The 11,815-nt window shown below is 41.0% G+C and carries 10 protein-coding genes; 6 read left to right on the forward strand and 4 right to left on the reverse strand.

Annotated elements, in window-relative coordinates:
• Window positions 1-156 precede the first annotated feature (156 nt).
• Window positions 157-471, forward strand: a complete 315-nt coding sequence (locus HWQ43_RS04225) for a YkvA family protein (RefSeq protein ID WP_292730592.1) — start codon at window positions 157-159, stop codon at window positions 469-471.
• Window positions 472-632: 161 nt separating this feature from the next.
• Here HWQ43_RS04225 and HWQ43_RS04230 read toward each other — a convergent pair whose 3' ends face one another.
• The gene (locus HWQ43_RS04230; protein ID WP_292730594.1) at window positions 633-995 is read right to left on the reverse strand and encodes a GxxExxY protein; all 363 of its coding nucleotides are present in this window, start codon (window positions 993-995) and stop codon (window positions 633-635) included.
• A gap of 46 nt (window positions 996-1,041) precedes the next feature.
• Window positions 1,042-4,248 (reverse strand): glycoside hydrolase family 15 protein, encoded by a 3,207-nt coding sequence (locus tag HWQ43_RS04235; protein WP_292730596.1) that lies wholly within the window; start codon window positions 4,246-4,248, stop codon window positions 1,042-1,044.
• A 1,126-nt stretch (window positions 4,249-5,374) separates the two neighbouring features.
• On the opposite strand from HWQ43_RS04235, the gene HWQ43_RS04240 reads away from it, so the two are divergent.
• The 5 genes from HWQ43_RS04240 (at window position 5,375) to HWQ43_RS04260 (ending at window position 10,057) form a co-directional block, all read left to right on the forward strand.
• Window positions 5,375-6,496 (forward strand): glycosyltransferase, encoded by a 1,122-nt coding sequence (locus HWQ43_RS04240; RefSeq protein WP_292730597.1) that lies wholly within the window; start codon window positions 5,375-5,377, stop codon window positions 6,494-6,496.
• Window positions 6,497-6,611: 115 nt separating this feature from the next.
• Window positions 6,612-6,785 carry a hypothetical protein gene (locus tag HWQ43_RS04245; RefSeq protein ID WP_292730599.1) on the forward strand — a complete coding sequence of 58 codons (174 nt, stop codon included), beginning with the start codon at window positions 6,612-6,614 and terminating at the stop codon, window positions 6,783-6,785.
• 146 nt (window positions 6,786-6,931) lie between these two features.
• On the forward strand, window positions 6,932-8,284 hold the full coding sequence (gene mgtE / locus HWQ43_RS04250) for a magnesium transporter (RefSeq protein ID WP_292730601.1): 1,353 nt from the start codon (window positions 6,932-6,934) through the stop codon (window positions 8,282-8,284).
• Between the two features lie 144 nt (window positions 8,285-8,428).
• On the forward strand, window positions 8,429-9,442 hold the full coding sequence (locus HWQ43_RS04255) for an aspartate carbamoyltransferase catalytic subunit (RefSeq protein WP_292730603.1): 1,014 nt from the start codon (window positions 8,429-8,431) through the stop codon (window positions 9,440-9,442).
• 174 nt (window positions 9,443-9,616) lie between these two features.
• Window positions 9,617-10,057 carry a pentapeptide repeat-containing protein gene (locus HWQ43_RS04260; protein ID WP_292730605.1) on the forward strand — a complete coding sequence of 147 codons (441 nt, stop codon included), beginning with the start codon at window positions 9,617-9,619 and terminating at the stop codon, window positions 10,055-10,057.
• Window positions 10,058-10,122: 65 nt separating this feature from the next.
• Here the strand turns inward: HWQ43_RS04260 and HWQ43_RS04265 are convergent, their stop codons facing one another.
• Entirely contained in the window at window positions 10,123-11,463 is a 1,341-nt protein-coding gene (locus HWQ43_RS04265; RefSeq protein ID WP_292730607.1) for a TldD/PmbA family protein, read from the reverse strand.
• 79 nt (window positions 11,464-11,542) lie between these two features.
• Window positions 11,543-11,788, reverse strand: coding sequence for a four helix bundle protein (locus tag HWQ43_RS04270; protein WP_292730609.1), 246 nt, complete (start codon window positions 11,786-11,788; stop codon window positions 11,543-11,545).
• Between the last annotated feature and the right edge of the window lie 27 nt (window positions 11,789-11,815).

An 11,815-nucleotide genomic window follows, 5' to 3' on the forward strand; every position in this document is an offset into this window, starting at 1 on the left:
CTTTCGCCTGTTTGGGATGAACCCGCTACCTACTTATTTGTCTTTGCTGACAGATTACTAGTAGCGTCTTCCAGACTAACTAGGACGGTTATTCGCACCGTGAGTTTTTCGCATAATTTGTCAAAATAAAAGATAACTGGAGGTTCAGTTCAAAATATGAAATTCTCAATCCAATCACTTTACGCCTGGTATCACAGTGTACTTCGTAACCCCAAATACCGTTGGTGGGTAATTTTAGGAACGTTGGTCTATTTGGTCAGCCCATTTGATGTTCTCCCAGATTTTATACCTGTTGTGGGACAGATTGATGATGTTTTCCTTTTGACTCTGCTAGTTAGTGAAGTGTCTGGGCTAGTAATTGAGGGCTGGAAAGCTCGTAAGGGTGATCTGGGTACTGAAGTACCTAATACTACTGAGGGTTCTACCTCTAGTGGAAGCACCATTGATGTTGATGCTGTTTCTGTTAAGTAGTTTTAATAAAACCCCTGCTTTTGGAGTCTTAGGTGGGGGATATTTTTTTTCAACGCATAGGCGCTTCTCTACGAGACGCTACGCGAACGCCTTCCCGCAGGGTAGGGGCGCGGAGGGAAGCGCAGGGGTTCGCGGAGGATGAGAGGGAGTAAGAGGAGGAGTTAGAGGTTGTTGGCTACGCGTTTAATACCTTCTTTGAGGTGGAGGACATTAAAGTTGAGGAGAAGACCTAGTTTGCAGTTTGCTAGTTTGAGATAGGTTAGGAGTTGAACGGAGTGAATTGGGTGGAAGGACTCTACAGATTTAATCTCTACAATTACTTTGTTTTCGACCATCAAATCTAATCGATAAACGCATTCCAATTGCACATCTTGGTAAACCAAAGGCAATGGAATTTGTTTACCAACACCCAACCCGGCCTTCTTCAACTCATAATCCAAACACTCCTCATAAGCCGACTCCAATAAACCAGGCCCCAAAGCAGTATGCACCCTCATCGCACACCCAATAATCACCCCACTCAACTCATTCTCTGCGTTCCTCTGCGCTTCCCTTTGCGACCCTTTGCGTTTAAAAATCTTTCACAAATTCCGTCAAGAACCTGAATGCCTTCAAAATATAACTAGCGCAATCTCTAGGAGAGGTATTGTAAAACGATCGCCACGCACTCGCCTTATCCTCATCATAGCGATCGCTGCGTTGACTATGATTCTCTAACCACGCCAATCGCACTGCATGGCCAATCAACACATCCAACACGATATATTCTTCAATTTGCAGCTTGGGATTATTGGCTGCGATCGCAGCTAATTCGATTAATGCTTCAATATTAACTTGGCGATATTCTGGAGCTTCGATTTTATTCAGCAAATGCTCAACTAACAGCGCAAAATTCCTTTCCCCCGCTGTCATTTCTGACAACATTATCTCACTATCTAAACGGTTGCGGCGCTCTAGTTTATCGCCAATTACTAGACCTTTGCAATGTTGCATTAATAGCCAAACCTGCTTGAAAAAGTCTTTTGGTACGCGCCCTGTCGCACCCTCGGCTTGACGAAACCGCCGCCAACCACCTGGTGGGACTTCTATTTCTTCAGCGATTCCTGGTAACACCACCCAAGCAATATCACTTTCTTTTTGTTTGACGTGCAGTGATTCTTGTTGGCGTAACAGGTTACTCATGCCAGTATATCCAGTTAATACCTGACGCAAGCGCATTTTCACTTCAAAGGGTGAAAGTTGCATTAAGTAATCGTAAGCTTCATCTTGAGTAACGTGTAATTCCCGCGCTAGTTCGCTGGTTATCAACAGGATGAGATAGCCAACTCTTAGCGTTAGTAGTCCTTGGAATAGTTCGGGTTCTGAGCGAATTAAGATACCAAGATAGATTAAAATCTCTTGAGTGAGGACGCGATCGCGGATATCTTCACGACAAAAATGATTAATTTTATCGGCAATTTCATCGTGGGACATGGGTACTGTAATTAAGGACGCTTCGCTGTAAGCTTTACCCACAGCAATTTGTTTACCTCGCACCAAAATACTCGTTACTGCATCTGACAGGCTGATATCAACCATTTGGCGTAACCCCGCAGCCCGACGCACTACTGCCCAAATGCCTAAATCTCCAGCTTTGGTATAAACTTCGTCGAGTAAATCGCCTACGGTGACAGGATATCCTGGCCCGCCATATCCTGTATCAAATTGCATTCCCTGTAAGCGAGTTAAAGTTTGCAGTAACTCAATTTGCTCGTAGATATTCTCTGATGAACGCAAATGAGAAAGTAATAACCCAAAGTTGGTTTCACACTCCATTTGAAATTCTTGGGTATGCCCTAAGCGCCAGTTTTTCTCAGGGTGATACGCTAAATAATAGCAACGTGGGCTAGCATTTTTTACTGGCGATCGCGCGAATTCTGCATTGGGGAGGAAATCAATTCTTTGGATTCCGGCTGTTAACATTAGCTGATTTAGCCGCCCTAATTTTACCCGTACACCATTACAAATACCATCTTTGAGTTCTTGCATCAGTTCTAGTAATGCCTCAGAACCACTTTCTAACATGGTGTGCGTCAACATTAAAGTCAGAGTAGGACGACCTAAATCGCTCCAATATTTTTGAATGTAAGCTAGTTCGCTTCTAATTTGATCCAGTAAAAAATGGTAATCAAGGGTTAAATAAAACTGTTGAGAGTCGGAAAAGGAAGGCAAAAATACAATTGTTTCACCACGAATCCGAAATATTCTAGATGTTGTTAAACTCCGCAGCCGCCGCACTGGCCGCCCAGTTAAACCAAGTTTATCATTACGTCCAATTTGGGTATAAATAGCTGAAAATTCTCCAGCTTTTCTCACTTGAATCGGTTCTACTTGGGCGGGTGTTTGTGCTTCAATTCCATGAACTTCTAGTTTCGTCTGTAAATCTTCATCTTCTGCTAATAAAGCAATTTGTACCAATGCCTCGCGTTGTTTACCCACACACAAATGTCTTCCTAAAGGGTCGATATCACCAACCGCTAGTAACCCTTCACTCAACATTTGACTGAGGAAATATAAACTCTGCGCCCATACCAAAGGAATATTTTCATTGGGCAAACGTGGTTGCGTTTGAGGTGCTAACCTTTCTGCTTCTATGTTTTCGGCTGGAACATAATAAAGTTCTGGCAATAAACGCAAACCATCTTGTTCTATGAGTAATGATTCTAAAAGCTCTTGGTATTTTTTAACTTGTTCTTGTTCGCCGCGAAATAATCCATCTAAAACTAAATAAGTGAAAAATAACGGCCATTCGCATTCAATATGCTCAAATTGCTTGAGTTCCCACGGTTCGTAGTGCAAACGCTGATGATCTTCTAAAACGGTTTGGTGTCCATCACGCAGAAAGCGTTTGCAGCCGTATTTACCTGCGAGTTTATTGATAATATCGTTTAGAGTGCGATCGCGTAACTCCAAATCTTCCACTGCAAAGGCAGGATAACTAATAATACTTAACAGCGCCGCATCAATTTCTTTAGAACCAGATTCCCTCGGTAATAAGGATTCTAGGGTAATCCGGGCGCGGGCGATTTCATCTGGTAGCACATGAATCACCGATGCTTGACTACCACGCACACCAAACAAATCTAGTCCATTGATAGCTTCTAAAGCAGCTTTTGCCATGCCTACAGAACTGGCATTTAACTCAGCACTACCACGATTAATTTTATTCCCACGTTCCCAAATGCCGTAATCTGTTGTGCGGTAAGCTCGTCCAATATAGTAAACCAAATTTTGGACGAAATTAACTTCATCAATTGAATAAATTATTGGCAATCCTGCTGCCGTCATTTGCGCCAACATCAGCAAAAATATAGATGTGGCATCAAGTTGCAAATGTCCCCATTCATCATCACCAACAACAATATCACCGGTCGCGGTATTATATTTGGCGTGCAGTCCATCTAGTAGCGACTGAGTATGTTTAAATGTCTCGACTTTATGAGACTGTCGCATCATCGCAAACAACAACCCGCGCATCAGTTTGATGACACTGTGTTCTAGTTCATAGGTGCGTCCTTTGTCGTCGTCAATCTTGCGGTATGCAAGTCCTAAACCCCAAACTGCCAAAATGCTGTAAACATTGTCTCGCACCCAGGCATCAGTATAATCGCCGTGGGCTGTAATCGCTGTACTCGCAGGTAGTAAACCAGTAATTGGATTTTGACGAGTCAGAATGATTGTTTTGATTTGCTGGTAGTAATAGTCCAGACGAGTTAGCAATTTTGTAGATGTTTTCATGGTTTGGTTTAGAACTACTTGCAGAATTCAACCCCTTAAAGGAGTGGTTTTCTTGCACTTGGGCTATGGGGAATGGGACATTGAGATGAGATTCTGTACCGTAGGATATACGGAAACATTAATCTCCTCTAGAAATATCGATCTCTGCGTGGGTGGAAAAATCCCTCCAAGTAAGTCGAGTGTTAGAAAGAGGAACTCTCAAGAGTGATCTTGGGAATCCACTATTGATTCGGTGTACTAAATCATATCGTGTCCGGTTAAAGACTTATCATTAAGACCGCAGAGGTGGGGGTCTTTTGGGCTTTGTGCATAGATTCGGGAATTATAACTAATTAGCCGGACATAATATTCAGTGGTAGCGATGATGTCAAAAATCAAGAGTGCCTAACTTCGAAGCATGAGCTTATGCTAGTCTAAACTAAATCACTACTCCGAGGTTATGCTTATGCTGGTATAAACTAAATCATTTTTTTGCAAAAATATTTATTTAATAAATATAATTTTAATGTAGATATGTTTTAAAATTGATGTGCTTGTGTTAAACATTCGGTAAATAATTGCAGTCTAGAAAGGGAGGCTATCCTCAACCCAATCAAGTTTGATAAAAAATAGGGCTTATGCACTGTACAAATATCTCATCTTGTGCATTAGCATAAATACCTCGGTTCAGACTTTTACAAACCATATTTTGTTAGTTGCGTGGGCGAGCATTTACCGTAGGCATCGCAAAAATCTAGCTAGAAGCCTTGAAAAGCATAGTTACTATTTTGGCTTCTCTGTCAATGCGTAAGTCATAAAAGATTAATCGGTTTGTTTACATAATAAATATCCTAGTTTGCTTTATTACACCCTAAGATATTTACTAAATAATAGTTTCAGGAAAAATTATTATTTCACTTACTAACATAAATAATTGAAGCCTTGATTTAGGCTAATATTGGCTTGAAAAAACTAAAAATTGGTATTGTTATTGCTGCTCTGAATGAATCAGGTAATTACCATTTTATAAAAAATAGCAGCAGCTAGAAGCAAGGGCGTAAATATATAAATAACTTCAGCAATTTTTACCCAATATCTTGTTCATTTTTTGTCAACAGAAATATTAATCTTAAATAGGAGTAACACAATGAAAACAGTTGGGATGTATCGTCGAGCTTATCCGAGAGTATCAGAAACTTTTATTGGAGAGCAAGCCCATAATTTACAAACATACAAACCGTTATTTCTAACTTGTAAACTATTAGAAGAAATTCCTTTTGATAATATTGCTATTAGTGATAATGACCAGTGGAAAATTAAGCAATTATTTCATATAATTTCTGCTTCACCAAATATGTTTGGCAAAGAGGCTGAACTAAAAAATCTAAAATTAATTCACGGACATTTTGGTCCAGATGGTATTTACGCAATGCGATTGGCAGAAAAATTAAATATTCCTTTCATCGTTACATTTTACGGTTTTGATATTACAGTTTCACGTCGATCTATGTGGCTGTCAGGTAATCCAGCATTCTATCAATTTCTTTTGCATGAAGAAGAATTAAAACAAAAAGCATCTAAATTTATCGCTTTTTCTAGTTTTTTGTATAAAAAGATGATTGAATATGGTTATCCTGAAGATAAAATTATTAAGCTAAATAGTGGTATAGATTTAGAAAAATTTGCCCCAGCCAGTGAATCAAAAGGTGAAAGATATATTTTATGTGTAGGCAGACATACTGAAAAGAAAGGAATTGATACCCTATTAAAAGCCTTTGCTCGGATTGCCAGTAAGCATCCAGATGTGTCACTTATCCAAATTGGAAATGGCACAATGACTGAAAAATTTAAAGCTCTAGCAGATGAGCTTGGTATTAGTAATAGAGTAAATTTTATGGGGGCAAAACCTTATGAAGTGATTCAAAAAACCATGAGAAATGCAGAAATATTTTCTCTACCCAGTCAAACAGCAAAGAACGGTGATAGCGAAGGTTTACCCCTTTCAATATTGGAAGCTGCCGCTTCTGGTTTACCAATAGCTTCTACCTGGCATAGCGCTATCCCTGATGCGATTTTAGATGGAGAAACTGGCTTTTTAGTTGATGAAAAAGACGATCGATCTCTCGCCGAAAAATTAGATATTCTCTTGTCTGACCGGGCTTTAGCTAAAAGTATGGGTAAAAAAGGACGAGAGTTTATTTGCGAAAATTTTGATATTCACAAGCAAACTGCCAAGCTAGAAGCTATTTATGATTTAGTAATCAGTTAACGACACTCAAGCAAGAGGATCTCAATTTAGATTACTGAACCTCAAGTATTTGTGAATACGCTGAAGTTTTCTAATCCCTTGTTTGGAGACAACTCCTCTTTTTTTAGCCATCCGTATGGTTATTTATTCGCGATCGCCAATTCTCACAGATTATATTAGTAGCAAAACTTACTACGATCGCAGAATAATTCCCCAAAAAAATCAAGGTAGCAAGCTAAAAATTTATATAAAGCTACTTAAAGATATAAAATTTTCTCAGTATCTACCGGACAGCGCTATTCCAGGTTAGGATGATGACTAGCAATGCTTTGATTTAGCTATCGATATTGAATTGTTGAAATTTTATGGACCATAGTCCACAAGATGGCAGTATCAACCTCCTCTGAGCTGTGGTGAGGAAGTCTCCCAGCGCGGGGGAGACTTAGGAGATATATCATGCTTACACAGGATATTCGTGATTTGCTGACTGATACTACCGATTTAAACCAGTTGAAATGGGATTTAAATCGCTTGCAACCTGTGGATGTGGGAGACTACATTACACAATTGCCTGAACAACAACGGGCGATCGCATTCCGTTTACTCAACAAAGGTCAGGCAATTGATGTATTTGAATATCTGCCGACAGAGGTGCAGGAAGAACTAATTAATTCTCTCCATGATGTCCAGGTAGTACAACTTGTAGAAGCCATGAGTCCCGACGAACGGGCAGAATTGTTTGATGAACTACCTGCTGGGGTAATCAAACGGCTATTGCAAGAACTGAGTCCAGAACAAAGGCAAGCAACAGCAACGATTCTCGGCTATCCAGAAGGCACTGCTGGGCGGGTGATGACAACTGAATATGTCCGGTTGCGGCAAGGATTGACTGTAGGTGAGGCCTTGAGCAAAATCCGCCGTCAGGATGAAGACAAGGAGTCGATTTACTACGCTTACGTCACAGATGATAACCGGACGCTGGTGAGAGTAGTTTCACTAAGGCAATTGCTGTTTACCTTTCCCGATGTATTTATTAAGGATATTGCTAGCGATCGCGTCATTAAGGTAACAACTGAAACCCCTCAAGAAGAAGTGGCGCGAATCATGCAGCGCTATGACTTAATCGCTATCCCCGTAGTTGATCGGGAAGACCGATTGGTTGGCATTGTCACCATTGATGATGTTATGGATATTTTGGAAGAGGAAGCCACAGAAGATATCCAAAAACTGGGGGGTGTGAGTGGTGATGAAGCAGCTTTATCCTCTCCCCTGTTAACCATCCGTAACCGCTTGCCTTGGCTGTTGGGCATCATGGCCCTGTATATTGGTGCAGCCAGTGCGATCGCGCCTTTTCAATCTGTAATTGCCGCAGTGCCAGTTCTAGCAGTAATCATGCCGATATTTTCTAACACTGGTGGTACTGTCGGTATTCAATCATTAACGGTGACAATTCGCGGCTTGGGAGTGGGAGAGGTAACACCCAAAGATACTTTAAAAATTCTTCGCAAGGAACTTCTAGCTGGTTTAGGTACAGCTCTCGCTTTAGCCACAACGATGATCCTGCTTTCCTTAATTTGGGCACGACCCCAAGAGCGATGGGTGGCTTTAATTGCCGGCATGGTAATGGCAACTAATACAATTGTGGCTGTTACACTCGGTACTTTACTGCCAATGGCTTTGAAACGCTTGAAACTTGACCCCGCCTTGGTTAGTGGTCCGTTAGTGACTACAATGCTAGATACAATTGGGTTTTTAACCTTCCTCAGCCTAATTTCTTTAGCTTTAAACGTTTTCCATTTACCAGCATGAAGGGATTGGGCATTGGGCATAAGAGGCTGAGGGGCAGGGTGCGGGGGGCAGAAGGGAAAACTCTTCTCCCTTGCTCCCTGCTGCCTGCTCCCTTGCTTCTTCCCCAGTCCCCAGTCCCCAGTCCCCAGTCCCCAGTCCCCAAATATGCCTACTACTACCTGGAATCGCCATCACATTCTTTCCCTAGCTGACTTTACTACCGCTGAATACGATACAGTTTTGCAAACTGCTGCCAGTTTTCAAGAGGTGCTATCACGGCGGACAAAGAAAGTGCCAACTTTACAGGGACAAGTGGTGGCGAATTTATTTTTTGAATCGTCTACCCGCACCCGTAGCAGTTTTGAACTTGCTGCCAAACGTTTAAGTGCAGATACACTGAACTTCGCCGCCGCCACATCTTCTATGACTAAGGGAGAAACAATTCTCGACACGGCGAAAACCTATTTGGCGATGGGAACTGATATTATGGTAGTCCGCCATCGAGAGGCAGGAGTACCAAATGCGATCGCATCTGAAATGGATCGTCTAGGTGTACGAGTTAGCGTCCTGAATGCTGGTGATGGTCAACATGAACATCCTTCCCAAGCACTGCTAGATTTATTTACCATAACTACTCTAATTGACCCAGATCATCCCCGACTAGAACTTTTAAAGGGGAAAAAGATTGCCATTGTTGGGGATATTCTCCATTCTCGCGTGGCGCGATCGAATATTTGGAGTTTAATTGCCAGCGGTGCCGAAGTGCATTTGGCAGCACCACCAACCCTCTTACCTAAATTATTTGCCGAGTTTATCTCGGAAGAGGCAGAAGGCAGGAGTAATTCCCCCAATCCCCAATTATTTCTCCATTGGCAACTAGAACCAGCTTTGCAGAATGCCGATTTTGTGATGACATTGCGTCTGCAAAAGGAACGGATGACGGCTCATTTACTGCCAAGTTTGCGAGAATATCATCAACTGTTTGGTATTACACGCACAAAACTGCAACTTTGTAAACCTAACGTCAAAGTTTTGCATCCAGGCCCCGTCAACCGTGGTGTTGAAATTAGTTCTGAATTGATGGATGACCCAGAGTTTAGTCTCATTCAATCACAAGTTACCAGCGGTGTTGCTGTTCGGATGGCACTCTTGTACCTATTAGGTAGCGGCAAAGCTTAGTAATATAATCTCAGTTTGAAATTTATTCCCATAGGACTACGTTACGGAAGAATATCTCATCTCATGGCATTTATTATTCCTCCGATCGCATGAGGACAGAATTCTGTAATCTTGGCACACTGGTATCGTAGAAGTTCAGAGTTTAATGACTTCTAGAAGTGTCCGAGGTAAATTATGAAACGAATTTTTTTGACGGCAGCAGCCTTACTCAGCACGCTATCCTTAGCTGCTCCCATTCCCGTCAAAGCAGAAAATTCCGCCCCTGTCCGCCGCTTGTTAGAAACTAGAGAATGTTCGGGATGCAATCTAGCAGGAGTTAACCTTAAAGGCGCTCATCTAATCGGTGTTGACTTGAGAAATGCAAATTTAAAAGGAGCTAATCTAGAAGGTGCTAACTTAGAAGGTGCCGATTTAACTGGAGCTAATTTAAAGTCTGCTAATCTTACAGAAGCATTTGTTAGCGATACGATGTTAAATAATGCCAATCTTACCAACGTGAATTTGAGTAATTCCCGTTTATATAATAGTGACGTAGACGGCGCTGTTTTAGCTGGTATTGATTTAAGCGGCGCTGATGTATTTAATACTGCCATTAGCATTGGTGGTGAATACTAATGATGAGTCATTATTTCCAAGTTAAGAGTTAAGAGTTTAACTCCTAACTCTGCACTTCCTAAGTTTTATTCGCCAGTAATCGATAGTTCATTAACCCAAATTTTCGGGCAAACACCACCTGGCGTTAACTCTGGCTCTTTTTCTACATAAATAATTGACTTCAAGAGTTCTAAGAAATCGCCAGCAACAGTTGCTGACTCAATACTTGTCCTGACACCCTTATTAACTAGCCAACCATCAAACGGCAAAGAAAAGGAACCTTGTAAGGATTTAACTCCAGCATGGAGAGCTTGTAAATCATCGATAAAAATCACATTTTCAGCATTTTCTAAGCTAAACTCTTGCTCAGGAGTTGCCGTTGAAAATACGTGATAAAAATTGGGACTGACGCTGACTTTTGCACCAATACTAGCATTACCCGTTGGCTGGGCATTTAACCTTTTAGCGGTGCCAGCACTATGGAGAAATCCTGTTAAAACGCCATTTTCAATCAGCGAAATTTGACGAGTGGGAGTTCCTTCGCCATCAAAGCTTTCTGCACCAACGTTAGCTGGGTGCAGTGCATCATCGTAAACTGAAATTAAAGGCGAAGCAATTTGCTTACCTAAATCATCAGGAGTAGATAGACTTTGATTGTCTAAAATACTTTGGGCATTAAACAAGTTAGAAAAAGCGCCCAACAGACTTAAGAAAGCTTCCGCTGAAAAAACAACTCGATATTTACCAGTTTTGATTTTTTCATAATTCAAGTGACTGATAGTTTTATCGGCGGTTTCTTTGATGCAACCATTAATATCTAGATTATCTAAACTTTGGTTGATTCTAAAAGCGCCTGCACTGCGAGGTTTTTTGCCATCTTCCTCAGTTTTGCTGTAAAGATAAACTGATGCCAAAGAGTGTGATTCAGTTCTCACCGCACCGTCGCTATTGAGATAAAATCTGTCAATATCTCTTTGAGACAAACCATTATAAGGCACACCTTTAATAGCTGGATGAGCCGCTAGTAATTCTTTTTCAGCTACCAACAATTTTTCTATGAGTTCAGCAACAGGTGCTTGGGGTGCCTTATGCAGAGGTTTACTGGGAATCGGAGTAGTAGCCTCTGGACTAAAATCAGGAACATTTTCTTTAACACCAAAGAAACTAGCTTCATAGGCAGTTTTCAAAGCTAATTCCAGTCCCTTGGGGTCTACATCTGTGGTGCTGGTGACACCCATTGTATTATCTTCATTCCAGACACGAACAGTAACACCAGAGCGATTTGAAGCTTTAACTTGTTTTGGCTCACCTTGGTCTACTTGCACGTTAGTGTCATCTACTGTTGAGCCATAAATGTCGAATTTCTTAATGCCAAGCTTATCAGCATTATCCTTGGCAGAATTTGCAATTTCATTTATATTCGGCATAGTCAATTTTGGATTTTGGATTTTAGATTTTGGATTGGAAACGATTCCATTTTTGATATTAGAGTTTGGATTTTGGATGTTATGACTTATATTTTTCTCGTAGTGTTTTTATTGATGCAACAGTCATAGCTAGAATTTCGTTAGCTTCTTGCATTAGGCTTTTTAGTTTTTCTGCTGTCATTAATCCAGATTCAATAACAAGCTCTAACCAGTAAAGCGTTTCATCAGCTTCTTCTTCCACGATACTGAGTTTGGCAATTAAATCAGCTTTTGATTTAGCTCCGTAATCCCAGCTGCTTTGTTCTAGCCTTAAACTCCTGCTCATTCACAATCCAAAATCCAAAATCTAAAA

The organism is Nostoc sp. JL31, assembly GCF_017114965.1.
GTDB lineage: Bacteria > Cyanobacteriota > Cyanobacteriia > Cyanobacteriales > Nostocaceae > Nostoc > Nostoc punctiforme_A.